Genomic DNA, 24,986 nt, shown 5'->3' with positions numbered 1-24,986 from the left:
GCAGCTTCAATGCGCCGCTCCGCTGGCCGCCGCAGCAGAAGCGACGTAGGGCTTCAGATAGGCCGAGCTTCGATAGTAGTCGTAGAAGCGCAGGCGGCTCAGATCGACCTGCGTGAGAACAGTGCCGAGAATCCGATCCGAGACCGGCTCAAGCAGTTCCATCGTGTGCAGCAGAATTTCCTTTGGCGTCTGGTCCCACGCCAGCGCCAGCACGATCCGATCCGCAAGCTCGGCCAAGGCGCGTCCATCGACCAGCGGGATCAAGGGCGGTGAGTCGATGATGATCAGTTCGTAATGAACGCGCAGCCGATCGAGGACCGTGACGATCTCCTCGGAGAACATCAGTTCGGTGATGGTGTTGTCGTTGTCGCAAACGGTTGCCGGCAGAATCGACAGCCCCGAACTGCGATCGAACAGGATCGCCCGCTCCAGCGGAATCTCACCGGTCGCGACCTGCATCAGGCCGGCATTGGCGCGCGGGCTCACGGCACGCGTCAGACCCGGATTGCGCAGGTCCCCATCGATCAGCAGCGTTTTCACGCCAAGCGAGGCGAACGACAAAGCAAGGTTCGAGGCAAATGTCGTTTTGCCTTCGCTATCCAGCGCGGAAGTGACGAGCACGACCTTCGCGGATTGCGTCCGCAGCACACGCTGGATGGAGAGCCGCGCGGCGCGAACCGCCTCGGCGAAGAAGGTGCCGGGCTCCTCGATGGCGTAGCGCATTAGGGGCGGCTGCAGCGAAGGCGGCAGCAGCCGCATGATGTTCGGATCATAGCCTTTGAGATCGAAGCGCCCTCGCTTGGCGCGGCTTGCAAGCTCGCGCGCACCGATCCGGGGGATGGCGGCGAGCGCCGGCACGCCGGAGATTGCTTCGGCCTGTTCCAGCGTCTTGATGCGGCTGTCGAGATAATCGAGCAGCAGCGCCAGCACCAGGCCACCGCCGCCGCCGAGCACGATGGCGAGGCCCAGAATCAGGAGCGTCTTTGGCGAGGAGGGCTTCAGCGGAATCGAAGCCCTCGTGACGATGCGCGAATCCGGCATCTCCAGGCTTTCCTGAGACGAGGTTTCCTTCGCGCGCGCCAGATACGACTCATAAAGTGTGCGATTGGCTTCAGCCTCGCGCTGCAGCTCGTGGAGCCGAACCTGCGCCTGCCCGGATTCGCTCGAGACGTTCTGCAACTGATCGAGACTGTCCTGCAGCGATTTCTCGCGCGATTTCGCCACGTCGTAATCATGCGCCGTGCTTTGCAGGATGCGCTTGATCTCCTGATCGATCAGCTTCTGCGTATCCTTGAGCTGCGCGTGCACGCTCGCCACCAGCGGATGGCGCGGGCCATATTTGCTGGTGAGGTCGGCCTCGCTCTTGGCGATGTCGGCGTATTGCGTGCGCAGCTTGGTGATGATGTCGGATGAGATCGCGGCATTGATACCGCCGGGGTCGCCGCCGGATTTCGAGAGCTGCTGCACCTGTTCGAACTTTGCCCGCGCCTCGGCCGCGTCGGACCGGGCGGCGATCAGTTTGTTGTTCAGGTCGGTGATCTGTTGATCGTTGAGGGTTACGCCCTGCGAGACGGAGAGGTTGTTCGCGGAACGGAAATCCTCGACCGCTCTCTCGGAGGTGACAACGCGGGCTTTCAACGAATCCAACTGACTGTTCAGCCATTTCGCGGCGGTGCGTGTGACGTCGAACTTGGTCCGAATCTGCTCGTCGAGATAGGCATCCGCCACAGCGTTGGCGATCGTCGCTGCCTTGCGTGGGGATTTCGAGCTGACATTGATGTCGACCAGAAAGGTCGTCCCCTGACGCACGACCTTCAAACGTTTTCGAAGAATGTCGACCGAGCGCGTCTGCGCCGCATTGTCGGGTGCTGCTTCATCGCTGCTGGCGCTGAAAAGGCTGCCGATAAGGCGTTTGATCGGATCGAGCAAGCCCGGCGTGGGCGAGAATTCGGGATCGTCGGTCAGCTTCAGCTTGTCGATAACGCGCTGGAGCGTCGCAACCGACTGGATCAGAAGCACCTGGCTTTCGATGGTCGCGTCGTCGGTGCCGTAGCTCGAGAGCACCTGCTGGGTGTTGTCCGTGACGTTGGCATGGCGTGGATCGATCACGACCGTCGACGTCGCGGTGTAGAGCGTCGTCGCCAGCAGAATATAGATGAGCGCAAGGCCGATGGTTCCAGCCGCGAGATAACAGATCGCCGACCAGCGCCGGCGAAGAATGCGGCCGATCTCACGAAGATCGACGGTCGGGCCGGCAGCATCCTCGATGGCCATGCCGATTTGCTCGGGCCTGTGCACCGCCAGCTCTTCAGAATTGCGCTGTAACATTGACGCCTACCAGATGTTTCTCGTAGCTGAATGTCGGGATGTCGCTCTTGCGATCGGTATAGCGGTGATAGACCGACACCGACGAGAAGCGATTGAGCATGTATTTCACGCGCGCATCGGTCGACGTGACGTTGTCCTTGCGCGTCTGCCCGAAGAAGCGATCGGTCTCATAGCCGCCGGCAAGCGAAATCACGACGTTGCGCAGCAGCTCGTAATCCGCACCGAGCTGAAAGGCGTTGGCGAGAACGCCGTTAGAACTGGTGTCGGAAGTTTCCGTCACGAGCTGTTCGGCCCTTGCGCGAATGTCGAGCAGGCGCGTCGGTCGCCACAGCAGGCTCGCATGATAGGACGGCCCGGAGATCGTGCCGATGGTGGGATCGTCGAACTGCTGGCTGACATAGCCGCCGCCGATTTCGCCGCTCAGCAAATTCGCGCGCCCGAGGGTGACGCCGGAGAGGGCGCGATAGCCGCTGGAATCGAGCGTATGGCCGGGTGTGCCGCGCACCTCGCGCTGGTTGCCCTCAACAGAGGCGAACCAGCCGAGGAACGGCGAGAACGCATAATCGAGCCGGCCACGGACGGTGTAGATCTGGCCGTCGCGCCCGTCCTGATTGATGATGCTGCCGTCCTGCGCCTGCGTCGATTGATAATCGTAGGACTTGACGCCCATGCCGATCGAGGCTGCAAGGCGATTGAATTCCTTGCGAACAGCGATGTCGCCCGAGAACAGGTTATACGGTGTGGGCGATATTGCGTTGACCGGCGAGCTCAGCGTTCCGACGCCTTCGTTCAGATGCGCGACCTGAAAGCTTCCCAGCACCTTGAGATCGCGCGCGACGTCGAGCCAGCCGCTGCCCTTCAGGCTGATGTTGTCCTGATTGAGGCTCGAGAACTGATTGTAGATCATCGACTGCGCATCGAGCTTCAGGTCGATGCCATGCCGTTCCCACAACGTATGCGCGCGCAGCTTCGGCTCGACGACGGCTGCGATATCCGAATGCTTTGTCGTGCTCGAGGAGAACACGTTGCTGTCGAAGAACCCGCCGCCGAGAAGCGAGGGGTTGAACATCCAGGAGCCATAACGAATGCCGACCGGCTCATAGCCCGGCTGCTGCCTGTTTCTCACCGGCATATCCTCCGGCGGAACGGGATCACTGTTGTCCGGATCGCGGAAATCGGGGAGGGGCGTCGGTGCGAACACCTGCAAGGCATTCCACGGCGGCGCCACATCCTCGTTGTTAAGCGGGATGGCCTGCGCGTTGGCCTGCGAGACGAACAGCATGAAGAATGCCGTCGCCGTCGCAACGAAGCAGACAGCGCGATCTTCCGAGATCGCCAACCATGCACGGCCGCCAAAAGCATCCGAGACCAGACCCGCCTTGATACGCTTCATTACTCATCCCTTGCGGGAAACACGCACATCCGTTGCCGCTCAAACACTGAGCGGCGTTACACAATCATGCCGAGATAGTTTGAGGTGCTTGTGTCAGACGTCCCGCTTGTCATGAGATGACCCTCTCGTTGACAAATCTGGTTTCTAACGCACCACGTCAGATAAGTTTCGCAGTGCGGAAGAAGATTACGGCAAAGGGACGAGAGTATGGCCACACGACGAAACTCGCGTGGCAATGCGCGTGATCAGAACACGCATTGTATAAGTCAGAAATATCGCTCGGGAATACGGATGTTATCGCCGGGATAAACGAGAACAGGCGCGTTGAGCGAATATTCTTCTTCGACACCCACACCTGCACGACGCAAATAGACTTTGCGTTCGTTGGCGCGATAGGTGAAGCCGCCTGCAGCGGCAACTGCATCGAGAATGGTCAGGCCGACCTTGTAGGGATATTCGCCGCTGTTCTTCACTTCGCCCAAAATGTAGTAGGGGCGGTAAGTTGCAACGTCGACATTGACGCGCGGGTCGCGCACGATGCCTTTTGCAAGAGCAGCACGAATGGCGCCCTCAAGCTGCCCGGTCGTTTTGCCCGCGGCCTGCACACGGCCTGCCAATGGAATCGACACCTTGCCGTTGCTGTCGACTTCGTATTCGCCCGTGATGTCCGGTTCGCCATAGACCTTGACGCGGACCTTGTCGTTCGGGCCGAGGCGGTAAGGACCAGATGGCGTGTACGATGTCTCGGCATACGCGACCGGATTCAACGCAAAGAGAGAAAGAGCAAAGGCCGCGAGAACAAGCAACGTCGTTCGTGGCACCAGAATGCGGAACTTCATTATCTGTCTCCGGAACATCGTGGAACGAGCGGCCACAGTTATCGGAGGAATTTTGGCGAAACCATGTGGAGGAGAGTTCCCCGCTACAGCACGGTGACCTTTGTGCCTTCGATCGCAACGCAGGTGAGCACGCCGGACATCCACGCGCCGGTGTCGATATTGATTCTGTTCGTCAGCAATTCAGGATGAGGAACCGGCGTGTGCCCGTGCACGACAAGCGGGCCATGGCTTTGTTTGAAATCCAGAAATTCGTCGCGGATCCACAGGAGGTCATGCACGGATTGCTGCTCCAGCGGAATTCCGGGCCGCAACCCTGCGTGCACAAAAAGAAAGTCACCGCATGAGAAACTGTTTTGCAGGCAGCGGAGAAACAGGCGATGCGCTTCCGGAAACACATCGCGCAGCCGGCGATGGATGTGGAACTCGGAGGTGCTTAGTTCGGATTGGGACAAGCCATAGGACTGAAGTGTCGTGAAAGCTCCGACATGCATCCACGGATGCAGCCCGGCCGGATCAGCGAGAAAGACTTCCAGCAGCGCTTCGTGGTTGCCGCGCAGGCAAATGGCGCGTCGTTGTGCAATTCGCCATGCCAGCGTCTCGATCACGGCTTTTGATTCCGGGCCGCGGTCAATGTAATCGCCGATATAGACTTCAATCGCATGCGTAATGGGTCGGCGGGCGCGATCATCCTCGATCCGCAGAATCACATCGCTCAGAAGATCAGCTCGGCCATGAATGTCGCCGACGGCATAGATCCGGGTCTCGGGAGGAAGGGCAGGGTCTGAAAATCTTGGCTCGACCAGTTCGTTCTGACGGATCAAGGGTGTGTTCCGATTCGAACCAGCGACAGGCAGATCGCCTGCCGGATCAAACGCTTAAAAAAAGAAGTAGCGGACTGCAAGGGCAATCACAATCCAGGCGACGATGTTGGCCAGGATCAATTGATTGCGCAGTCTTCGGTCACGCCCTTCGTTCAAAAACGACTCGCCTTGATTACGAGAAAGCATCGCAGGCTCTCTTGCTGCCGATGAGAAGGGCATCGGCTCGTCCGCTTCTTTCTCTTTTGAAAGTCCTGTCATCGCTTTCGACGTCGCTTTCAAGGGCTTGACTGCTCAGATTCGACGATAATTGTTGCTCATTAGCGTTCCGTGAACGAGATATTTCGACGTCGAGCTTTCATTTGTCCCGATCGCTGTAGAGAAAACGGCGTTTCTTTTTGGAATGCTTTCAGCGTTTCGCAATTTGCATGACGGTGTCTGCAATCTCGCAACGGAACAATTTCGCACTCAGCGTAACGCGCTCTCCTCAAACCGGAATTTTCGCAGTGCACGATGTTGCCCATGTCGCGTCGCAACCATGTCACGGTTGAGCGTGCCGCTCGCCGTAATTTACTCACGAAGTTACGAAAACTTTGAATCCAAGTTGATGCTTCGCGCTGCCTGCACTGTCGCGCTTCGCAGGTGCGAACATATCGTGAGAGACACGGAGAGACCACGCAATGGTTTCGACTGCTACGGCACGTTACGAGAATCAGGACAGCAACGTCGCGTCTCTGTGGAAAAACAGACGCTTTATCTCGGCGCGCCCGGTCGAATATGTCGGCCATGGCGCGTACAGGAAGAAACATTCGGTGCGGTTGTCACGGCGGGAACCCGCCGCGGCCTTCTCAAAGCGCGCGTTCGACATCACCGCCGCGAGCCTTGCGCTGTTGTTCTTCGCGCCGATGCTGATCGCGATCTCGATTGCGATCAAGGCGAGTTCGCCGGGGCCGATTCTGTTTCATCAGTATCGCTATGGCTACCGCAACCGCCGCTTCAAGATTTACAAGTTCCGCTCGATGCGCACCGACACCGGCGATCGCAGCGGTATCAGGCAGACGGTGCAGGGCGATCCGCGCGTCACGCGGGTCGGACGCATCCTGCGCAAGACCAGCCTGGATGAAATTCCGCAGCTCATCAACGTCATCAAAGGCGACATGTCGCTGGTCGGCCCGCGGCCGCATGTGCCGGGCATGCTGGCTGCCAACGTCCTCTACGAGGATCTGGTGCCCTATTACTTCCAGCGTCACATCGCGCGCCCCGGCATCACCGGCCTTGCGCAGGTGAGCGGCTGCCGCGGCAGCACCGCGGAAGCAGGCAGTGCGATTTCGCGGATCGATTACGACCTCGAATATATCGAGAACTGGTCGTTGCGGATGGATGTCATCATCATCCTGCGCACGATACGCCGCGAGTTCATCTCCGGCAGCGGCTACTGATCGAACCTTCACACTCACGTTGCAGCAAGAGGGGAGCGGACATGATTCCGACGAACAAACCTATTGTGCCTGTGCTTCTGTCGGGAGGCACCGGCTCGCGGCTGTGGCCGCTCTCCCGCGAGGCGTATCCCAAGCAGCTTCTGTCACTGCTGGGCGAGAAGACGCTGCTGCAACAGACGGCTCTGCGGACCTCCGACAATGCGATGTTCACGAGCCCGATGGTGGTTGCCAACGCCGAGCATCGCTTCGCCATCGGCGAGCAGTTGCGCGAAGCGGGTATCGACGATGCCCGGATCATTCTCGAGCCGATCGGGCGCAACACGGCGCCGGCCGTGGCCGTCGCCGCACTGGTGGCGATGGAACGCGACCCGGACGCGATCATTCTGGCAACGCCGGTGGATCACTGGATCGGCAACCGCGCCGCATTCCTTGAAGCCGTCGAGGCGGGATGGCAGGCGGCACAGGACGGCAAGCTCGTGTTGTTCGGCGTGCGCCCGACCCATCCGGCAACGGGATTCGGCTACATCCGCACCGGCAAGGAACTCTCGAAGGATTCTGCCGTGCACGCGGTTGCGGGCTTCGTCGAGAAGCCTGATGCGGTAACCGCCGAGCAATATCTCACCAGCGGCGATTATGTCTGGAACAGCGGCATCTTCCTGCTGCCGGCCAGGCAGTTCATCAAGGAATTGCAGGGGCATGCGCCGGAAGTTCTGGCTGCTGCACGCGACGCGATTGCGGACGCAACCACCGATCTCGATTTCCTGCGCCTCGACGAGGCGGCGTTCGGCTGTTCGCCGTCGATCTCGATCGACTATGCGGTGATGGAGCATACGGAGCAGGGCGCCGTCGTTGTCGCGGATTTTGAGTGGAACGACATCGGAAGCTGGTCGGCGCTCTGGAGCGTCGCCGCCAAGAACCCGGCCGAGAATGTCGAGATCGGCGACGTCATCTCGGAAGATTCCAAGGGCTGCTATCTGCGCGGCGAAGGTCCGCTCGTCGCCGCCCTCGGCGTGGAGAACCTCGTCATCACCGCCACGCCGGATGTCGTCCTCGTCACCACCCGCGGGCGCGATCAGGACGTCGGCAAGCTGGTGCGGCGCCTCAAGGCCAACGGGCACCAGTCGGCGACCCAGACGCCGAATGTGCATCGCCCCTGGGGCTACTATCAGTCGATCCATGCCGGTGAGCGCTTTCAGGTCAAGCGCATCACCGTCAATCCCGGCGCGAAACTTTCGCTGCAGAAGCACTACCATCGCGCCGAGCATTGGGTCGTCGTCAACGGCACGGCCATCGTGACGCGCGACGACGAGGAAATCCTGCTGCGGGAAAACGAGTCGATCTTCGTGCCGCTCGGCTGCATGCACCGGCTCGAAAATCCGGGCAGGGTGCCGCTCAACCTCATCGAGGTGCAGTCCGGCGCCTACCTTGGCGAAGACGACATCGTGCGCGTGCAGGACATCTACGCCCGCGTCTGAGGCGCACACAGCGAGCAGGTGGCCCGGCGATGGAGCAAGGGCCACCGCTAACCTTTTTCCCTCCCAGCGGCGACCCTCTCCGCCCGCAAATTTCAACCATCACTGAAGCTGTCACGCGCATGTGCCAGCAATCTCATCAGGATCACTCTCAATGCGTATCGCAATGATCGGGGCTGGCTATGTCGGCCTGGTGTCCGGCGCGTGCTTCTCCGATTTCGGCCATCAGGTCGTGTGTGTCGACACCGACACGGCCAAGGTCGAGGCCCTCAACAACGGCGAGATTCCCATCTTCGAGCCGGGCCTCGACGAACTCGTGGCGCAGAACCGGAAGCAGGGCCGCCTGAGCTTTGTCGGCGATATCGGGCAGGCCGCGAGAGATGCGGACGTGATCTTCATCGCGGTCGGCACGCCGTCGCGCCGCGGCGACGGCCACGCCGATCTGAGCTACGTCTACGCGGCGGCAAAGGACATCACCGCGTCGCTGAAAAAGTTCACCGTGATCGTGACGAAATCCACGGTGCCGGTCGGCACCGGCGACGAGGTCGAGACGATCATCCGCGAGGCGCGGCCGGATGCGGAATTCGCCGTGGTGTCGAACCCGGAATTCCTGCGGGAAGGGGCCGCCATTCGTGATTTCAAGCATCCGGACCGCATCGTGATCGGCACCAGCGACGAGCGTGCCCGCAGGGTGATGAGCGAGGTCTACCGCCCGCTTCATCTCAATGCCTCGCCGATCCTCTATACCGACCGTCGCACCGCCGAGCTGACCAAATACGCGGCCAATTCCTTCCTCGCCACCAAAGTCACTTTCATCAATGAAATCGCAGATCTGGCGGAGAAAGTTGGTGCGAATGTTCAAGATGTCGCGCGCGGAATAGGGCTCGACAACCGCATCGGCATGAAGTTCCTGCACGCCGGTCCGGGCTTCGGCGGCTCGTGCTTTCCCAAGGATACGATGGCGCTCATCAAGACGGCGCAGGACAATGAATCGCCGGTGCGCATCGTCGAGACGGTCGTGGCCGTCAACGATCAGCGCAAGCGTGCGATGGCCCGCAAGGTCGCCAATGCGTTCGGCGGCAATCTGCGCGGCAAGGCCGTGGCGGTGCTCGGCGTGACGTTCAAGCCCAACACCGACGACATGCGCGACGCGCCGTCGATTCCGCTGATCACGGCGCTGCAGGACATGGGCGCGGAGATCCGGGTCTACGATCCGGTCGGCATGGAGCAGGCCAGGCGCGTGTTCGAGAACGTCACGTTCTGCGACAGCCCGTATGAATGCGCCAAGGCGTGCCACGCGCTCGTCATCGTGACGGAATGGGAGCAGTTCCGGGCGCTCGATCTCAAGGCGCTGTCGGCGACGATGGCGACGCCGGTCGTGGTCGACCTGCGCAACATCTATTCGCCGGAGGACGTGACCCGGAGCGGGCTTCTGTATTGCGGCGTCGGCCGGCCGCAACCGGCGGCGTATTAGTACAGGTCGGTTGACGACGGATCATCATCGGTTGTCATGGCATGGCTCTTTGGCCGGGCTCTTCGTCCGGCCATCCACGTCTTTGCTTTGGTGAGTGAGATTCGTGAGGCGTGGATGCCGGGCATAAGACCGTGAATGGCGGTCGAGGGAAGCGGTTCAGCGGCTATCAGGACCATGGCCCGCATAGCCATCCTTGATTCGCATAAGGTATATTATGGAATATATTTGTATTGGGAGATTTGACGGAATTCCAAAGTCTTGCGCCGGTTGGCTCAGGCTTGGTCCGAACCCGGCGTGATATCGAGCCGCATTCCGTCATAGCCCGGCACCACGCCCGCCGGCAGTCTGTGGCGCAGATCCTCGTAGTCGATATCGGCGTGCATGTTGGTGATCACGGCACGGCGCGGCTTGAAACGCGCGATCGACGCAAGCGCGTCGTCGACGCAGAAATGGCTCGAATGCGGCTTGTAGCGCAGGCCGTCGACGACCCACAGATCGAGGTTCTCGAGCGCGGCAAAGCTCTCGGGCGGAATGCCGTTGAGGTCGGGCGTGTAGGCGGCGTTGCCGATCCGATAGCCGAGCGCCGGGATTTTGCCGTGGTCGACCCAGAAGGCCGTCAGCGTGATCGGGCCGCCCTTCCCGTCGATCGTATGGCTTTCACCGGCCTCGACCGAGCGACGCTCGAGGATCGGCGGATAGTCACTGCCGAGCGGCGAGCGGAAGCAATAGGAGAACCGTTGGTCGACGTCGTTGGCCGTGCACTGATTCATGTAGGTCGGAATGCGGCTGCGCTGGTGCATCACCACGGAGCGCAAATCGTCCATGCCATGGGTCTGGTCGGCGTGCTCGTGGGTCAGGAACACCGCATCGATGTGCCCGACATTGGCGTCGATGAGCTGCTCGCGCAGGTCCGGCGAGGTGTCGATCACCACGCGCGTGATGCCGGTATCGCTCGTTCGCTCGACCATGGCCGAGCAGCGGCGGCGGCGGTTCTTCGGGTTCGTGGGATCGCAGGCGCCCCAGCCAAGCGCTGGACGCGGCACACCGGCGGACGATCCGCTGCCGAGAATGGTGAAGACGAGGCTCATGCGGCAGTCGTATCCGGGTGTGGGACTTTGTTGAAGAACCGGAAGAAGTTTTCCGTGGTCTGGCGGGAAATCTCGTCGAACGACACGCCGCGCAACTCGGCCAGCGCCTTCGCCGTTTCAGTGACGAAAGACGGCTCGTTGCGCTTGCCGCGATATTTGCCGGGAGCAAGGAAGGGCGCGTCGGTCTCCACCATGATGCGGTCGAGCGGAATTTCGGCCGCGACATCGCGCACGTTCTGCGAGTTCCTGAAGGTCAGAATGCCGGTGAACGACACATAGAGCCCGTGAGCGACGGCTTTCTTCGCCAGCGCCAGTCCGCCGGTGTAGCAATGCAGAACCGCGCGGAAGGCGCCCTTCTCCATTTCCTCGTCGAGGATGCGGCCGCAATCCTCATCCGCCTCGCGGGTGTGGATCACCAGCGGCAGGCCGGTTTCACGCGCCGCCGCGATGTGAGTGCGGAAGCCGCGCGCCTGCGCCTCCGGCGAGGAGTTCTTGTAGAAATAATCGAGCCCCGCCTCGCCGAACGCCACGGCTTTGGGATGGCACGACAGTTCGATCAATTCCTCGACCGGAATGCCGTCTTCCTCGTCGGCCTGATGCGGATGCGTGCCGACCGAGAAATAGACGCTCGGATAGCGCTCGGCGATCGCGCGCAGTCCATCGACGCGCTTCACCCGCGTCGAGATCGTGACGATGCGCTTGACGTCAGCCGCCTCGGCACGCGCGACGACGGCGTCGAGCTCATCGCCGTAATCCGGAAAATCGAGATGGCAGTGACTATCGACGAGCATCAGGCTTTGCCGGCAGGTTCGGTCGGTTCAACGTAACGTGGGAAAACCGGCGCGGGCGGCGGAAGTTGCGTGCCCGGCTTGATGCGGGTCGCAAGCGAGGCGAAATAGCGGGCCTCCGGCGCGATGGCGAGGCTGTCGAGCATCTTCGTCATCGCGCCCGGCATTGCGGGCTGTGCCAGGATGGCGATCTGGCGCACGACTTCGGCGGTGACGTAAAGCACCGTCTTCTGGCGCGCAGGATCGGTCTTGGCGAGCGACCAGGGCGCTTCGCCCGCGAAATAGCGATTGGCCTCGGCGACCACCGTCCAGATCTCGTTGAGTGCGACATGAATCTGCTGCGTCGCCATTGCCTCGCGGGTCTGCGCCAGCATGGCATCGGCCTGCGCAAGGATCGCCTTGTCGGCGTCGCTGAAAGCGCCCGGCTCCGGCACGATGCCGCCGTGCTGCTTGCCGATCATCGACAATGAGCGTTGCGCAAGATTGCCGAGATCGTTGGCGAGGTCGGCATTGGTGCGCGCCACGATCGCCTCGTGATTGTAGTTGCCGTCCTGCCCGAACGGCACTTCACGCAGCAGGAAATAGCGGAGCTGATCGACGCCGTACTGGTTCGCAAGCTCGAACGGATCGACGACGTTGCCGACCGACTTCGACATCTTCTCGCCGCGGTTGAACAGGAAGCCATGCGCATAGACGCGCTTCGGTACGGCGATGCCGGCCGACATCAGGAACGCCGGCCAATACACCGCGTGAAAGCGGATGATGTCCTTGCCGATAACATGCACGTCGGCCGGCCAGTATTTCCAGTTGGCATCCGCCTCGTCGGGGAAGTTGATGCCGGTGATGTAGTTCGTCAGCGCGTCGACCCACACATACATGACGTGCTCTGGATCGTCCGGCACCTTCACGCCCCAGTCGAAGGTCGTGCGCGAGATCGACAGATCCTTGAGGCCGCCCTTGACGAACGACACCACCTCGTTGCGGCGCACGTCGGGACCAATGAATTCCGGATGCTGTTCGTAGAGCGCGAGCAGCTTGTCCTGATAGGCGGAGAGCTTGAAGAAGTAGCTCTTCTCTTCCACCCACTCGACGGGCGTGCCTTGCGGGCCGCGGCGCACCTTGTCGTCACCAACGACGGTTTCGTCCTCGGCGTAATAGGCCTCATCACGAACCGAATACCAGCCGGCATAGCTCGACAGATAGATGTCGCCATTGGCGGCCATGCGACGCCAGATTTCCTGCGTCGAGTCGTGATGCGCGACTTCCGAGGTGCGGATGAAACGGTCGAACGAGATGTTGAGCCGCCGGTCCATGTCTTTGAACCGCGCCGCGTTGCGCGTCGCGAGTTCGGCCGGTGTCATGCCCTCTTTCTGCGCGGTCTGAATCATCTTCAGGCCGTGCTCGTCGGTACCGGTCAGAAAGAACACATCCATGCCATCGAGACGCTGAAAGCGCGCGAGCGCATCGGTCGCAATCGCTTCATAAGCGTGGCCGATGTGCGGAGCGCCGTTCGGATAGGCAATCGCAGTCGTGATGTAATAGCGAGAACGGGCGGGAGACTCTGCTTTCGCCATGCGTGCGAAGGCCTTTCATTGGTCTTGATCGGGATGGTCCGGCGCGGCACCGCCGCAGGTCAGGCGGCGGCTTCGGCGAGCCACCCAAATACCGAAAACACCAGCGGTTTTCGCTCCAAATTGAATGATTCCGTATCGCGGGCGGCCTTGCCCATCTTTTCCCATACCTCGGCAAAGCGCGCAAGGCGCGGCAAATCCGACTGCAATTCATCGTCCCGCAACCGCGCCGACAGCCAGCGTTCGATCGTCTCGATCACAGTGCGTAGCGCCGCACGATCGTTGAGCGGCAGCGCATCGCCGAGTGCATGCAAAGCGCGATGGTCGAGTTGCGGCAGGATGTCGAGGAGAGCGGTTGTGCGCTGCTGCAGCCCGAGCGCCTCGCCGCCCATCAGCGTCAGCGTGTGGGCAACACTGCCCTCCGCCGTCTCCGCCGCTTCGCGCAACGCCTGATCGGATGGATCGATCTGCAGCGCTTCCGCGGCGGCGGCGATCACCTCTTCCGTCGCGAGCGAGCGCAGCATCAGTTTGCGGCAACGCGATTGGATCGTGGCGAGCACGCGCGAAGGCATGTTGCTGACAAGGAGAAACAGCGAGCGCGCGGGCGGCTCTTCGAGGATTTTCAGGAGCGCGTTGGAGGCGTTGGCATTGAGCTCATCGACGGTGTCGACGATGCAGACGCGCCAGCCTTCCGCCGCCGCCGTCGAGCCGAAAAACGAAATCGTCTCGCGTGACTCGTCAACCGTGATGACGCTGCGCATCACGCCCTTGTCGTTGGCGCTGCGCTCGAGCGTCAGCATGCCGCCATGGCTTCCGGCCGCGATCTGCCGCGCCACGGGATACGGGGCATCGACCTGCAGCGAGACGGCCTCCTGCACTTTGGCGGACGCGGGATCGGGATTGGCGAGGACGAAGCGCGCCATGCGATAGGCCAGCGTCGCCTTGCCGATGCCCTGCACGCCGCCGATCAGCCAGGCATGCGGAATGTGCCCGCTCTTGTAGGCGGTGAGCAGCGCAGCCTCTGCTGCCGCATGACCATAAAGAGATATCGTCTCGCGCGGATGCGGTGCGGCGATCGTTTCGGCCGATTGGTTTCGCGGGCTCATGCGCGCGCCCTCGCAGGCAGAGCGGATGCGAGGCGGTGCTGCATCGTCTCCCAGATGCGCTCGGAAACCGTTGCGGCATCCGCATTGGCATCGACGACGGCGCAGCGTTTGGGATTGTCGGCCGCAATCTTGCGATAAGCATCGCGCAAGCTCTCGTGGAAGGACAAACTTTCCTGCTCGAACCTGTCGGCAACCGCCTTGCCGCGCCGCTTGATCGCACGATGCAGGCCGACCGCAACCGGCACGTCCAGAATGAGCGTCAGGTCGGGTTCGAGATCGCCGATGGTCGCGTGCGTGAGCGCCTCGATAAACGCCGCATCCACCTTCCCGGCCGCGCCCTGATAGGCCGCCGTCGAGTCGGTGAAACGGTCGCACAGCACCCACACGCCCTTTTTCAATGCAGGCTCGATCACCTGATGCACATGGTCGTCACGCGCGGCAGCAAACAGCAGCGTTTCGGCATCGGCGCCAAGCAGCTTGCCGACGCCCGACAGCAGAAGATGGCGGACGATTTCCGCACCGGGTGAGCCACCCGGCTCGCGCGTCACCAGCGTTTCGATGCCCTGCCCCTTGAGGCGCTCGGCCAGCAACTGGATCTGGGTGGATTTGCCCGAGCCCTCGCCGCCCTCGAACGTGATAAAGCGGCCTCTGCCGGGGCGGGCTCTGGTCGCACGCTTTGCCATGACTACAGCTTCACCATGGCTAGAGCTTCTCGATGCCTGAACGCAGCAGGCCGATCGCAAGTTCGCTCGCGCCGTCGAACGCGCGTTGCGTGAGCGAGCCGGTGCCGACGGACTCGCTGGCATAGAGCGGCACTTCCAGCGCGAGGTTGCCGTTGCGCCAGACCTTGATCGCGCCGATCCGGTCGCCGCTCTGCACCGGCGCACGTACGGGGCCCTTGTAGATGATCCGCGCATTGATCTTGTCGGAGCCGTTCCGCTGCACCATCACGCCGACCGGCTCGTTCGCATGCAGCGCGATACGGCCGGTGTCGCCGCCGAACACCTTGCCGTAGCCGACGGTCTGGTTCGCCTCGAACAGCGTGCGGGTCTCGAAATTCTTGAAGCCCCACTCCAGCAGCCGCTTGGCGGCGGCCGCACGATCTGCCGCGTCGCTAAGCCCGTTAACGACCACAACGAGGCGCGTGCCGTTCTGCACCGCCGAGCCGACCATGCCGAAGCCGCCCTCCTTGGTGTAGCCGGTCTTGAGGCCGTCGGCGCCATCGAGCGAGGCCAGCAGCGGATTGCGGTTCTGCTGGCGGATCTTGTTCCAGGTGAATTCGCGCTCGCCGAACAGCTTGTAAAGATCCGGATAGGTCAGGATCAGATGCCGCGCGAGATGGCCGAGTTCGCGCACCGACATCTTGTTATCCGGGTCCGGCAGGCCGTTGGTGTTGCCGAAGGTCGAGCGCGCAAGGCCGATCTCGCGGGCGCGCGCCTGCATCTTCGCGACGAACGCGCTTTCGCTACCGGCATAGCCTTCCGCAAGCGCGATGCAGGAATCGTTGCCGCTCTGGATCGCAAGGCCATGCAGCAGATCGTCGACGCTGACGATGCTGTGGATCGCCGCGAACATGGTCGAGCCGCCGGACGGTGCACCGCCGCGGCGCCAGGCGTTCTCGCTGATCCGGTATTCGTCCGTCAGCTTGATCTCGCCCTTGGCGAGCGCGTGGAAGATGACCTCCGCGGTCATCAGCTTCATCATGCTCGATGGCGCACGCAGCTCGTCGGCATTCTTCTCGAACAGGACGCTGCCGGTCTTGGCCTCGATGAGGATCGCGGTCGGCGCATCGGTGTCGATGCCGCCCTCTTCCTTCTTCACCGCGCCCTGAACGCTGTGATTGGCAGCGTAAACCGGCGCGACAATGAGACCGGCAGCCACCAGTAGCCCTGCGCAAACGCGGCCGAGCCACGCCGCGACATGCGGCATTTGTCCTGTGATTCCCGTGGTTTCGGTTCGCAGCGCCATGTCCGGATCCATGCCCGGCTTGTATCAGGTGAGGCAGGGCCAAACAACGGAGCGCGGCGGGAACTCCCCTGCGGAGCGGGCCCTTCGGCCGGTTACGGCCTCAAACCTTCGCGACCTCAGTAAAGGCCGCGTCCTGCTCCCGGATCGGCTTGCTCGGCATAGCTGTCGGCCTGATAGCCGGCGCGGAGCCCCGAGGTTGCAGCGACGTCGGTGCTGCCGAGGCTGTAGGGCCGCTCGGCCGGGAGCGGCACGTCCGCCCGCACCCCGTGCGAGGTGGGCATTTGCGGCACGAACGGTGCCGCCGATGCGATGCGGATGCTGGAGGGCGCAGGCGCCGGCTGGTTGGTGCGCAGCGTGGCGACAAGAAGCGCGTCGTCCGATCCCTCGAGCGGCGCCCGGCCGACATACTCGACCCGCACGCGGGCCACGCCATGGCCCCGGAAGTCGAGCAGTGTCGCCGCGCGGTGCGAAACGTCGATGATCCGGTTGCCGTGATACGGGCCGCGATCGTTGACGCGCACGATCAGTGATTTGCCGTTCGCGGTGTTGGTGACGCGGACATAGCTCGGCATCGGCAGCGTCGGATGCGCCGCCGTGAGCGAGGTCATGTCGAACACTTCGCCATTTGCGGTGAGACGACCATGGAAATCGTCGCCGTACCAGGACGCGAGGCCATCGGCGCGGTAATTGAGATTCTCTTCCGGCACATAGGTGCGGCCGGCGACCTTGTAGGGCTTGCCGACGCGGTAAGTGCCGCCGCCCTTCGGGACCGGCTGGTCGAAATCGACCACCCGCGGGCTCGACGACACGCCGTATTTCGGGTCGAATCGGTTGGCGAATTTACCGGGCGCGCAATTGGCGAGCAGCAGGCACACGCCGGCACCCAGCATGAGCTGGCAAACGCGGCGTGCCGCTTGTCGGTCGATCATCCCCATCAGCGTCCGTCAGTCTCTCTTGGCGCCCGCCCGGCACCATCGGCTGCAATGCAGCATAAACTATGGCAGCAACATCTGAAATGGGGGTAGCCGCACTTGGTAAACCGAAGGTTGCCACGCCTATCTTGGCTTCCGTCCGGCGTTCACAGAATGCCTGCGATTTGAGCGCGGCCCTTGAGATGGCTCAAGCGCGGGCGCATGCTGCAATCCTAGACTTTGCGAGTGATGACCATGTCCCTCTCAGACACCATTGCGACCGTGATCGGCCCCGACAGCCAGGCGATCCAGTCGCTGTTCGAAGCCCAGATCAACGAGTGGCGCGCGGCCGGCATCAAGGCGGTCGGCCTGCTCGGCGAAGCGCATGCGCTGCCGAATCGCAGTTGCGCCGCGGGCTTCCTGCGCGACATCACGACCGACGAGCGGTTCGCGATGTACCTCGCCACACCGCCTGCCAATACGTCGTGCCACCTCGCTGCCGACGGCGTCGAGGCCGCGTGCAAGGCCCTGCTCGGCCAGATCGAGGACTGCGACGTCGTCGTGCTGAGCAAGTTCGGCAAGCTGGAAGAAGCAGGCGGCGGCCTGCGTCCCGCCTTCGAGGTGGCCGCATTGGCCGGAAAGCCGATCCTGACCACCGTCTCCGAGAAGCACCGCGACGCCTGGGCGGCATTCACCGGCGGCACCACGATGATCCCGGATACCCGCGCGGCGATCCAGTCCTGGTGGGAAGGGCTGAAGACCGACGACACCATCACGGCTTAAGCGGCGGACGTATCGGGCCTGAGAATTCCCGGCACGGGTTTGAGGACATAAAGGTTCCGAACCTGAGATCGATCCTGCCCCGCCCTCCTTCGACCTCGCGTTGACGCAGCCCTGCGGCGTGCCCTAAACAGGCGCGGTTCTAACGGACAGCGCTGGAAGGGTGGCCGAGTGGTTTAAGGCACCGGTCTTGAAAACCGGCGTGGGTGCAAGCCCACCGTGGGTTCGAATCCCACCCCTTCCGCCAGGAAATCATATTATCTAGTTGATTTTATTGCACAATATTAGATTGATGTGATGTCATTCCTAACCTGATTCCTAATCAGGGCATTGGATAGAAAGCCCGTCAGCTACGCGCTGACGGGCCGTGGCTGTCAAGCTGCCGCGATCTCACGAGCATTTACCTGAATCTTCGCAAAGCCCTTTTGCAGCTCTCGCGTTTGAGCCTCCAGCGAGTCGATTAAGAATAGAAGCTCCTCGCCGTGCGAGGTCTTATCGGTCACGACATGATCGTGCGCCTCGCTTCCAATCATCCTCGCGCACGTCGCGATGCGCAGAATCGCGAGGCCGATGTCGTTCAGATCCTTTATCGGTGTCATCGTGAAACCCTCCCAGATGCTGACGCCGCTTCGACTTCCGCCAGCACAGTTTCGAAGAAATCATTCATCTCATCGCGAACACGATTGGCGACCCACAACGCTCGGGCATAAGCCTCCTCGTGCTGGCGACCTTGGGACGAACCCAGATCGCAAACGAGAGCAGCCAGCAGGGCGGTTGCAGTGGCGAGTTCGGCAGCTGGCATTTCCAGATGGTCGAGGCTCATCGCGCCGCCCCCTTCCGCCGAACGCGCATAACGGTTTGGGTTTTAGGCTCATCTTTCCGAGGCACGCCAAGCACGCGGCAGCCGCGATACACCGCGCCTCCGGTTTTCGACCGTGGGCGCTTCTTACGCACCGGGCCGAGGCCTTCCTCGAAATCGCCAGAGGAATAGCCCGATCCGCCGTGGAAGTGGGCGGAGGCCTGATTCGAATTATCGGTCCATCCGAGGGAAGGTTCGTCGTCGACGTCCGGCTCCAAATCGGAGTCATCCATCTCCCGGTCATCGCCGGCATTGGCGTCGGCCGTGAAATTCGGGCCGACCTGCGTGGGATTATAAAAATCCTCAGTGAATCCGAGCGAAGGCTCGGCGTCTGGGTCTTCGAACTGGTCCAAATGGTCGACCAGGATACTGATGATCTTCTCGACTTGCCGACGTGACGGGCGCTTGGGTGTGGTATTGGTTGCGGTAGCCATGTTGCGCTCCTCTAAGCGTGGCCTGGTTAGGGCCGGGTCGAGCGTTCCAGCGCTTGCCCGGCTCGCCAATTTATGGCACCATCAAATCATGAAGTCAACATTAAATAGCGCTAAAAAACGCAAAAAAGGGAGGCCGCCTGTAGAGTCTATGGCGGTCAATGTGCGCCTGCCTATGGACGCGGTTTCGGAAATAGACGACTGGCGCCGCCGCCAAGACGATCTGCCTGGTAGGCCGGAAGCGATCAGGCGATTGGTCGAGTTGGGTCTGAAGGTGAAACGGTAAAGCCACTGCGATCTCTCGCGTGGAATATTATTTCGGCGGGTGTAACTGCCCGCGAGCCAACGCGCGTATTTTCAATCGTTTCGCAATATTCTTTTGTCGGCTAGAGGTATGAGGAGAATAGTCCGCGTGCGAATGAGCGGGATTCTTTGGCACGCCATTCGTCCCATCGAGCGGACTTGAATGACAATCAATCGCCTCATATCCGAATTCCGCCACCGTCAAACCAAAGACGGCCGACGATTGGAACCCGCCATTTACGTAATTCACGTGCGCATCTTCGGCAGAGACTATCGAGGAGCGGTCAACCGACAACAAGTTTTGATCTTTGTCCGTCGGCTTGAAGGGTTGGCTCGATGGCACACCATTTTCGTAGAAACGCGGGTGTACCTGCCTAAACAGAACCTCGGCACCATCAATCAGCTTATCACCCATCCCGTTAACCCTTAACTCCTCGATCAAAGGCAGCAATAAAATCACTCTCTAGATTGGCGAATTTCGTAGGTTCTAGCTCTTCATCGCTGTCAATCTTGACGCCATACATCTCGATTTCTCCGCTCGGAAGAAACTCAACCGAAATGTCCCAACCGTTTGTTTCAAACTCAAATAAGATTCCCCCATCCTCGGTGGGGTAAATCCGGTATTGTTTAGCGAGAAACGGCCTCTTCGCAATAAAACGAGTGGCGACATCGATTGCGTTCGAGGAAATGGACAATCCATTCCCGTCACGCCAACCAGGTGGCAGGCTTTGAAGCTCGGAAAGTCGAGAACTGCATCTCAACAAGTCTTCACCTATCTCAGCATCAATAAGCCCAACATCGAAAACATTGACGATGCTTCTAAGTCTGTCGTCATTGTCCATTTCGATTTGCAAATCCAATTGGACTTGCGCGTCAATGCTTCCGTCGAACTCGTCCCTCACTCGATCTGCATCGACAGGAATGTTAATCTCGCCGTGTTCTTTCGTGGAGACAACAATATGTCCGGAGCCGTCATCGTTCGCGACTGACCCGCACAGATGTCCGATGCTTTCAAAGCGGGCTTGGTAAGTTTCTCGCACTCTTGTTATCAACGCTTTACGGCGATGACTGTCGAGATAGATGACATTGCCGTCGGCGCTTTTTGTTCCGAGAAACTCAATTCGTTCATCATGCCGCAAGCCAGAACCAAGACGATTTAAGGCCCGGATATGCTCCGACGAAAGTGATTTTGGAAAACGTTGGTGCCCAGCCTCGTCGATCAAGTTGACAACGCTATCGAATGACCCGTGGATGACCTCAAGCAACTTATCGCCGAATCCTGGCAAGCTCCTCTGAGCAGTGTCGCGGCTCCATGTAAGGTTTGGCACTGCGCTGCCGTCTTCGATATCGACAAGATCGAAGGATATACTTTTGTCGAATCCCTTCGGAACCCGCTTGCGGTCGTTGGCGTTCCGCCACTCTTCCTTCGCAAAAGCGACTAACAGGTCTCTGAATGCCGGCAGGTCTAATAAAACATCCACGGGAAGCCGGGCACCGTTAAAACGGCTCCCAACATATCGCAGCTTGAATGTTGTTTCGTCTGCCATTTCGGCCATAGCAACAATGACCTAGCGCGTCTGCCAAGTTTTGCCAACGAGAATCAGCAGCGAATATTAACCGATTGTTTGAGGAAGTCTCCCGCTGCCCTGCAGCCGATCCGTCTGAGCGCATTTGACCCACATCCGCGGTCATCATGCATTAAACCCCGCCAGTGCTTCCTGCCACCCATCATCGTCATAGAGGCTCGTCACCGCCCCCTCACCCCATCACCCTCCTCCGCTTCGCGTCCTGCACTGCAGATACCACGCGCGCCGGCAGATCCGCCTTTAGCGCCGCGAGTTGCCCCTCTACCCGCGCCAACCCCTCGCGATCGGCGCCGCGCGCATCGATGCTGATCGGCATGGACACAGACACAGACGATTGCGTACTAGCCGCCTGAGTGGAAACATCCGGCAACGACGTCATGCGACGGAGCACGTCATTCGGAATAACCTGCGCACCGCGCGGGATATTCAGAAGCTCAGGGCCTTTCTCTCCAACAATTGACAATCCACCAGGCGCGCTATTGGTGCCGGAAGCGAACATGGGGAATGACTGTGCCCCGACCATAAACGAGCCAGGTGCAGAACCGCCCTTGAACAGGTTGGCCAGCGCGCCACCCAACCCGCCGCTTCCGCCAAACGCCGCGCTCCAAAGGTTGTCCGCGGCCATCTGCATCAACTTGTCGGCAATCTTCCCAAGTGCGTTGACACCGGCCGTGCGCAGCGCGTCCATCGCCGTTGCGCCGTTGCGGATCTGCTGGGCGAAATCTTGGAAGGCACCGCGATTGGTGTCCTGAAGCGTGCGCGAGATATCGGTCAGCGCATTGTTCATGCGCAACGCCGCGGCTTCACTACTGGCAAGAGCGGCGGGTACATTGTTTCCGTAAATGCTCGCGAGCTGCCGAGCGATCTGCGTGTCTTCTGGGGTGAGGAATGCCGTCTGCTTCCCGAAGCTAATCTCGCTCGCAACCTTGGCACGCGCGAGACCTTCAGCTGCTGCGCCCGCCTCCTTTGCAAGCCCGTTAATTCTAGTGCGCAACGCTTCTGTTACCGGAATGCCGGCCTGCTGTGCCGCAACCATAAGGGTGGCCTGCGCACGAAACTCGGCGAGAGCATTCGCGCCCAGACCCACTGCTTTAGTGTCGGCTTCCGTCCTCGCAGTATGTCGCGCCAGAGCATCCGCTGCGGTGTCAAATGCGTTCGCTGGTGCAGGCGTACTCTTACCGCCAGGCACCCTCGATTTGTCGCCGCGCACCGCCTCAACGATCTCCGTCGTTTCCTTCATAGAGCGAACGACGTTCTGGTAATTCTGCATCGCCACGCGGAGTTTATCGAAGCGCGCAGCGGCGGCCAACTCGCCCTTATCGGTGATCAGATCATCGGGGCGGGAGTTAAGACCCAGGCTCTCAGTTAGGTCGGAGAGCTTCTTCCAGATCGACGCATTGCCGCCGGCTGCAAGCCAGTCCGGCGCTTCCTTTAGCGCCGAATACAGCGAGGTCGCCAAGCCAACTGCCTGCGCGAGGCGCTCAGTAATTCCTACCCAGCTTTCATGATAGTTCGTTCCGGCTATTGCTAGGTCGTCTTGAATCGGCCTCCACTTTTCCGCGAGGACCTTTTGCGCGGCCTCCATGCGCTGCTTCAGTTCGATCGCGCGGCCAAGGTCAGCGTCAGATATGATCTGCGTCTGCTTCATCGCGTCCGCTCGTTTGAGCATCTGGTCAAGATAGCCAGAGTCGGTGCGTAGCGCGTCCTGCACCTTTGAACCAAACACGCTAGCAAGATCGATCGCGGCCAAACGTTCGCCTGACTGCATGGCCTGATTTATTAGCGAAACCGTGGCGCGCAGACGACCCTCGGAGTCGTTAGATCCAGCCAGCTCCGCAATACCCGTGTTGCCCTGGAAGTTGCCGGCCTTCGACAACTGATCGATGCGCTGCTGTAGATTTGAACCGCCGAGCTTTGGAGTGGACTCCGCGTTGAAACGCTTAAGCGACTCTGTAAGGTCGTCGATCTTCACGGTTGTGGTAGCCGCGCCCTTCGTCGCGCGCTGGAAAAATTCGGTAGAGAAGCCGGAAGCATTCGCCTCGTCGGCAACCTTGTTGAACTCTGCTATTCGGACTTTTGCCAGATCTGTCGCGTACGCCATCAAGCGAAATGCGTCGCGAACGGCCGTAATGCCGAGCGCGATCGGTCCGAGCACGCCGAGCACCCGCCCAAACGCAAGCGCAGCGCCGCCCGCCGCCCCTTGCGATGCCAACCAAGACGCCGACATCTGCAACCCTTGCTTCGCGACAGCGATCGTAGCCGAGCGCGCGATGTCGCTAGTCTTTTCCATCTGGCGCTGGAACTGCGTAATATCCGCGCTGACAGGAATCCGAAGTGATGGCGCGGCCATGTTTACGCGGCCTCCTGCGCACCAACGAAGAGCGCGGAGATAACTTCGCTTGCGATCAGTGCGTTCGCAGCCAGAGGTTTGCTGGTGACGTGTTCTGCCACCAGGCGGAACGCCTCATCTACCGACGTGCCGCCGCCAATAAGGCCAAGCGCAATTACGTTCTCAATATCGGCAATGCTGTACTCAGAATTAATAAACCTCTTAAGGCAGGCTGCCGGTGTCGGTCCATACTGTCCTTCGAGCGGCGGGCGACCCTGAAATTTCATCAATAGCGACAGGTTGCGCAGATCATGGCTACCGGCGATCGTGGAAAGCACGTCCGCGGAATTGAGATTGAAAGTGCGTAATTCGCCGGCAAATTGAATCTGGCGCGCGCATTCATTGGTGGTGATATCGGTCATTTCAAAACCTCTTCGACTGCTTTGGTAATGTTGTCGGTGATTTCCGGCTCCATGCGTCGGGCCGTATTGTAGAAGAATGGCTGCGCGGGTTTTTTCCGCGTTCCGTATTCAACGAATAACGCATAGTCCGCCTCTCCATGCGGGCCGCGTTCGCCGTGGATGGTTTCGTCACCGCCTGCGGTGACTTCCAGTGTCAAGTCTCGCTTGGTTCGACGAACCTTCACGCTATCGCGCAACTTTCCTGTATCCACTGGCGCGGCGGCCTTGATGGCATCTGCGAGCCGGTCCGCTTCGACCTTAATGGCCGTCGCCAGTTGACGTTTAAGCGTTATAGGCAGTTGGCCGATTTGCTTTTGGAATGACTGAAGATCGTCTCGCAGCGTTACATCTCCACTAAAGCAGGCACGCGTTCGCGCGCCGCGGAGGCGTTGGGCATCGGGGTTTCCTGATGTTTCCAGAGGTTCGAGACTAAATATCGACTTGCGATCCGCCTTGATCAGAAGCAGATTGGTCGCATGTTTTGGCTTATTTTATAGGAGATTTGCGGTGCAGATCGCCTTCGTTACTTTCAACGCCGACCCCAAACATAGCAAAGCTGTCAGAAACGCCATCGAAAACGCAAGCACGCTCGCATCATCAGATTCGGGCTATTCGGTCTCGGTCCTGCACCACGTCCCGCTCAAGAACAACAGGGACCCCAACCTTCGCTACGTTCGCCTTGGTCAGCCGACCGGCTCTTTTACGTCGAGATACAGGCACTTTATCAATGAAGTTGATCAACGAGCCTCCGCGAAGTGCTTCAACGTCGTTTACGCAATAGTTCCCGTTCTCCGCTGCGGGCTCTACGAGCCTTATGACGGGTTGGTGCAGGAAGTCAGCGGGCTACCAAAATTTCTTTCGTTGATTGGCGGCCCCTTCAATCGAAGACGGCAACTTCTTGCGGAAGTAGAGCGCGAGATGCTTGCACAGCAAGAGCCTCCATTTATCGTCTGCCACAACATACGAATGGCTTGCCGAATCAAATCCACCTTTAACTTTGACCGCATCGCAGTCATTCCGCGAGCGAATCGCAAGAGATAGT

Annotated in this window: 25 protein-coding genes and 1 tRNA gene; 6 read left to right on the top strand and 20 right to left on the bottom strand. The window is 60.5% G+C overall.

Annotated elements, in window-relative coordinates; translation table 11 throughout:
• Positions 1 to 6: 6 nt before the first annotated feature.
• The 5 genes from OCA5_RS09640 to OCA5_RS09620 all read right to left on the bottom strand — a co-directional run bounded on the left by OCA5_RS09640 (position 7) and on the right by OCA5_RS09620 (position 5,660).
• Positions 7 to 2,274 carry a GumC family protein gene (locus OCA5_RS09640; protein ID WP_012563256.1) on the bottom strand — a complete coding sequence of 756 codons (2,268 nt, stop codon included), beginning with the start codon at positions 2,272 to 2,274 and terminating at the stop codon, positions 7 to 9.
• 34 nt (positions 2,275 to 2,308) lie between these two features.
• Positions 2,309 to 3,721: an outer membrane beta-barrel protein gene (locus tag OCA5_RS09635; protein WP_012563257.1), complete on the bottom strand. Its 1,413-nt coding sequence runs from the start codon at positions 3,719 to 3,721 to the stop codon at positions 2,309 to 2,311.
• A 266-nt stretch (positions 3,722 to 3,987) separates the two neighbouring features.
• A complete protein-coding gene (locus tag OCA5_RS09630) occupies positions 3,988 to 4,560 on the bottom strand; it encodes a polysaccharide biosynthesis/export family protein (protein WP_012563258.1) in 573 nt (190 codons plus the stop codon).
• An 83-nt stretch (positions 4,561 to 4,643) separates the two neighbouring features.
• Positions 4,644 to 5,381: a metallophosphoesterase family protein gene (locus OCA5_RS09625; protein WP_012563259.1), complete on the bottom strand. Its 738-nt coding sequence runs from the start codon at positions 5,379 to 5,381 to the stop codon at positions 4,644 to 4,646.
• Positions 5,382 to 5,435: 54 nt separating this feature from the next.
• The gene (locus tag OCA5_RS09620; protein WP_012563260.1) at positions 5,436 to 5,660 is read right to left on the bottom strand and encodes a hypothetical protein; all 225 of its coding nucleotides are present in this window, start codon (positions 5,658 to 5,660) and stop codon (positions 5,436 to 5,438) included.
• Positions 5,661 to 6,058: 398 nt separating this feature from the next.
• Between OCA5_RS09620 and OCA5_RS09615 the strand changes: the two genes are divergently transcribed.
• The 3 genes from OCA5_RS09615 (at position 6,059) to OCA5_RS09605 (ending at position 9,763) form a co-directional block, all read left to right on the top strand.
• Positions 6,059 to 6,817, top strand: coding sequence for an exopolysaccharide biosynthesis polyprenyl glycosylphosphotransferase (locus OCA5_RS09615; RefSeq protein ID WP_012563261.1), 759 nt, complete (start codon positions 6,059 to 6,061; stop codon positions 6,815 to 6,817).
• Positions 6,818 to 6,858: 41 nt separating this feature from the next.
• Entirely contained in the window at positions 6,859 to 8,292 is a 1,434-nt protein-coding gene (locus tag OCA5_RS09610) for a mannose-1-phosphate guanylyltransferase/mannose-6-phosphate isomerase (protein ID WP_012563262.1), read from the top strand.
• A gap of 151 nt (positions 8,293 to 8,443) precedes the next feature.
• Complete coding sequence (locus tag OCA5_RS09605; protein ID WP_012563263.1) at positions 8,444 to 9,763, top strand: UDP-glucose dehydrogenase family protein; 1,320 nt, start codon at positions 8,444 to 8,446, stop codon at positions 9,761 to 9,763.
• 272 nt (positions 9,764 to 10,035) lie between these two features.
• On the opposite strand, the gene OCA5_RS09600 is transcribed toward OCA5_RS09605, so the two are convergent.
• From OCA5_RS09600 to OCA5_RS09570, 7 genes are all read right to left on the bottom strand, one after another.
• A complete protein-coding gene (locus OCA5_RS09600; RefSeq protein WP_012563265.1) occupies positions 10,036 to 10,851 on the bottom strand; it encodes an MBL fold metallo-hydrolase in 816 nt (271 codons plus the stop codon).
• Positions 10,848 to 11,642 (bottom strand): TatD family hydrolase, encoded by a 795-nt coding sequence (locus OCA5_RS09595; RefSeq protein ID WP_012563266.1) that lies wholly within the window; start codon positions 11,640 to 11,642, stop codon positions 10,848 to 10,850. Before OCA5_RS09595 ends, OCA5_RS09600 begins: the two co-directional genes overlap by 4 nt.
• The gene (gene metG / locus OCA5_RS09590; protein ID WP_012563267.1) at positions 11,642 to 13,213 is read right to left on the bottom strand and encodes a methionine--tRNA ligase; all 1,572 of its coding nucleotides are present in this window, start codon (positions 13,211 to 13,213) and stop codon (positions 11,642 to 11,644) included. The genes OCA5_RS09595 and metG overlap by 1 nt, the downstream gene beginning before the upstream one ends.
• 59 nt (positions 13,214 to 13,272) lie before the next feature.
• Positions 13,273 to 14,316 carry a DNA polymerase III subunit delta' gene (locus tag OCA5_RS09585; RefSeq protein WP_012563268.1) on the bottom strand — a complete coding sequence of 348 codons (1,044 nt, stop codon included), beginning with the start codon at positions 14,314 to 14,316 and terminating at the stop codon, positions 13,273 to 13,275.
• Positions 14,313 to 14,999 (bottom strand): dTMP kinase, encoded by a 687-nt coding sequence (gene tmk, locus OCA5_RS09580; RefSeq protein WP_012563269.1) that lies wholly within the window; start codon positions 14,997 to 14,999, stop codon positions 14,313 to 14,315. The genes OCA5_RS09585 and tmk overlap by 4 nt, the downstream gene beginning before the upstream one ends.
• Before the next feature lie 19 nt (positions 15,000 to 15,018).
• The gene (locus tag OCA5_RS09575; RefSeq protein ID WP_013913110.1) at positions 15,019 to 16,245 is read right to left on the bottom strand and encodes a D-alanyl-D-alanine carboxypeptidase family protein; all 1,227 of its coding nucleotides are present in this window, start codon (positions 16,243 to 16,245) and stop codon (positions 15,019 to 15,021) included.
• Positions 16,246 to 16,400: 155 nt separating this feature from the next.
• Positions 16,401 to 17,213 (bottom strand): septal ring lytic transglycosylase RlpA family protein, encoded by an 813-nt coding sequence (locus tag OCA5_RS09570; RefSeq protein WP_012563271.1) that lies wholly within the window; start codon positions 17,211 to 17,213, stop codon positions 16,401 to 16,403.
• A 237-nt stretch (positions 17,214 to 17,450) separates the two neighbouring features.
• On the opposite strand from OCA5_RS09570, the gene OCA5_RS09565 reads away from it, so the two are divergent.
• Positions 17,451 to 17,978, top strand: a complete 528-nt coding sequence (locus OCA5_RS09565) for a DUF2478 domain-containing protein (protein WP_012563272.1) — start codon at positions 17,451 to 17,453, stop codon at positions 17,976 to 17,978.
• 154 nt (positions 17,979 to 18,132) lie between these two features.
• A tRNA-Ser gene (locus tag OCA5_RS09560) sits at positions 18,133 to 18,222 on the top strand.
• Between the two features lie 127 nt (positions 18,223 to 18,349).
• On the opposite strand, the gene OCA5_RS09555 is transcribed toward OCA5_RS09560, so the two are convergent.
• The 8 genes from OCA5_RS09555 to OCA5_RS18790 form a co-directional block, all read right to left on the bottom strand.
• A complete protein-coding gene (locus tag OCA5_RS09555; RefSeq protein WP_012563273.1) occupies positions 18,350 to 18,574 on the bottom strand; it encodes a hypothetical protein in 225 nt (74 codons plus the stop codon).
• A complete protein-coding gene (locus tag OCA5_RS09550) occupies positions 18,571 to 18,798 on the bottom strand; it encodes a hypothetical protein (protein WP_012563274.1) in 228 nt (75 codons plus the stop codon). Before OCA5_RS09550 ends, OCA5_RS09555 begins: the two co-directional genes overlap by 4 nt.
• A complete protein-coding gene (locus OCA5_RS18800; RefSeq protein ID WP_012563275.1) occupies positions 18,795 to 19,268 on the bottom strand; it encodes a hypothetical protein in 474 nt (157 codons plus the stop codon). Before OCA5_RS18800 ends, OCA5_RS09550 begins: the two co-directional genes overlap by 4 nt.
• Before the next feature lie 310 nt (positions 19,269 to 19,578).
• Complete coding sequence (locus OCA5_RS18795) at positions 19,579 to 19,983, bottom strand: hypothetical protein (protein WP_013913107.1); 405 nt, start codon at positions 19,981 to 19,983, stop codon at positions 19,579 to 19,581.
• Between the two features lie 4 nt (positions 19,984 to 19,987).
• On the bottom strand, positions 19,988 to 21,124 hold the full coding sequence (locus tag OCA5_RS09540) for a hypothetical protein (RefSeq protein WP_013913106.1): 1,137 nt from the start codon (positions 21,122 to 21,124) through the stop codon (positions 19,988 to 19,990).
• 202 nt (positions 21,125 to 21,326) lie between these two features.
• Positions 21,327 to 23,504 carry a hypothetical protein gene (locus OCA5_RS09535; protein WP_012563277.1) on the bottom strand — a complete coding sequence of 726 codons (2,178 nt, stop codon included), beginning with the start codon at positions 23,502 to 23,504 and terminating at the stop codon, positions 21,327 to 21,329.
• A 2-nt stretch (positions 23,505 to 23,506) separates the two neighbouring features.
• Entirely contained in the window at positions 23,507 to 23,905 is a 399-nt protein-coding gene (locus OCA5_RS09530) for a gene transfer agent family protein (RefSeq protein ID WP_012563278.1), read from the bottom strand.
• Complete coding sequence (locus OCA5_RS18790; protein WP_081434673.1) at positions 23,902 to 24,285, bottom strand: HK97-gp10 family putative phage morphogenesis protein; 384 nt, start codon at positions 24,283 to 24,285, stop codon at positions 23,902 to 23,904. The genes OCA5_RS09530 and OCA5_RS18790 overlap by 4 nt, the downstream gene beginning before the upstream one ends.
• A gap of 166 nt (positions 24,286 to 24,451) precedes the next feature.
• Here OCA5_RS18790 and OCA5_RS09520 point away from each other — a divergent pair, with 166 nt between their 5' ends.
• Entirely contained in the window at positions 24,452 to 24,985 is a 534-nt protein-coding gene (locus tag OCA5_RS09520; RefSeq protein ID WP_013913105.1) for a hypothetical protein, read from the top strand.
• The last annotated feature ends 1 nt before the right edge of the window (position 24,986 follow it).

The sequence above is a fragment of the Afipia carboxidovorans OM5 genome, from assembly GCF_000218565.1.
Classification (GTDB): domain Bacteria; phylum Pseudomonadota; class Alphaproteobacteria; order Rhizobiales; family Xanthobacteraceae; genus Afipia; species Afipia carboxidovorans.
The sequence above is the reverse complement of the archived record's forward strand: the minus strand, read 5'-3'. Positions and strand labels throughout refer to the sequence as shown.

Excerpts from the sequence above, each read along its gene's own strand:
- OCA5_RS09550 (WP_012563274.1), bottom strand. The coding sequence starts at position 18,798 with ATGAGCCTCGACCATCTGGAAATGCCAGCTGCCGAACTCGCCACTGCA.
- OCA5_RS09585 (WP_012563268.1), bottom strand. The coding sequence starts at position 14,316 with ATGAGCCCGCGAAACCAATCGGCCGAAACGATCGCCGCACCGCATCCG.
- OCA5_RS09535 (WP_012563277.1), bottom strand. The coding sequence starts at position 23,504 with ATGGCCGCGCCATCACTTCGGATTCCTGTCAGCGCGGATATTACGCAG.
- OCA5_RS18795 (WP_013913107.1), bottom strand. The coding sequence starts at position 19,983 with ATGGGTGATAAGCTGATTGATGGTGCCGAGGTTCTGTTTAGGCAGGTA.
- OCA5_RS09610 (WP_012563262.1), top strand. The coding sequence starts at position 6,859 with ATGATTCCGACGAACAAACCTATTGTGCCTGTGCTTCTGTCGGGAGGC.
- OCA5_RS09595 (WP_012563266.1), bottom strand. The coding sequence starts at position 11,642 with ATGCTCGTCGATAGTCACTGCCATCTCGATTTTCCGGATTACGGCGAT.
- OCA5_RS18800 (WP_012563275.1), bottom strand. The coding sequence starts at position 19,268 with ATGGCTACCGCAACCAATACCACACCCAAGCGCCCGTCACGTCGGCAA.
- OCA5_RS09575 (WP_013913110.1), bottom strand. The coding sequence starts at position 16,245 with ATGCCGCATGTCGCGGCGTGGCTCGGCCGCGTTTGCGCAGGGCTACTG.
- tmk (WP_012563269.1), bottom strand. The coding sequence starts at position 14,999 with ATGGCAAAGCGTGCGACCAGAGCCCGCCCCGGCAGAGGCCGCTTTATC.
- metG (WP_012563267.1), bottom strand. The coding sequence starts at position 13,213 with ATGGCGAAAGCAGAGTCTCCCGCCCGTTCTCGCTATTACATCACGACT.
- OCA5_RS09605 (WP_012563263.1), top strand. The coding sequence starts at position 8,444 with ATGCGTATCGCAATGATCGGGGCTGGCTATGTCGGCCTGGTGTCCGGC.
- OCA5_RS09640 (WP_012563256.1), bottom strand. The coding sequence starts at position 2,274 with ATGGCCATCGAGGATGCTGCCGGCCCGACCGTCGATCTTCGTGAGATC.
- OCA5_RS09565 (WP_012563272.1), top strand. The coding sequence starts at position 17,451 with ATGTCCCTCTCAGACACCATTGCGACCGTGATCGGCCCCGACAGCCAG.
- OCA5_RS09600 (WP_012563265.1), bottom strand. The coding sequence starts at position 10,851 with ATGAGCCTCGTCTTCACCATTCTCGGCAGCGGATCGTCCGCCGGTGTG.
- OCA5_RS09570 (WP_012563271.1), bottom strand. The coding sequence starts at position 17,213 with ATGATCGACCGACAAGCGGCACGCCGCGTTTGCCAGCTCATGCTGGGT.
- OCA5_RS09540 (WP_013913106.1), bottom strand. The coding sequence starts at position 21,124 with ATGGCCGAAATGGCAGACGAAACAACATTCAAGCTGCGATATGTTGGG.
- OCA5_RS09555 (WP_012563273.1), bottom strand. The coding sequence starts at position 18,574 with ATGACACCGATAAAGGATCTGAACGACATCGGCCTCGCGATTCTGCGC.
- OCA5_RS09530 (WP_012563278.1), bottom strand. The coding sequence starts at position 23,905 with ATGACCGATATCACCACCAATGAATGCGCGCGCCAGATTCAATTTGCC.
- OCA5_RS09615 (WP_012563261.1), top strand. The coding sequence starts at position 6,059 with ATGGTTTCGACTGCTACGGCACGTTACGAGAATCAGGACAGCAACGTC.
- OCA5_RS09635 (WP_012563257.1), bottom strand. The coding sequence starts at position 3,721 with ATGAAGCGTATCAAGGCGGGTCTGGTCTCGGATGCTTTTGGCGGCCGT.
- OCA5_RS09630 (WP_012563258.1), bottom strand. The coding sequence starts at position 4,560 with ATGAAGTTCCGCATTCTGGTGCCACGAACGACGTTGCTTGTTCTCGCG.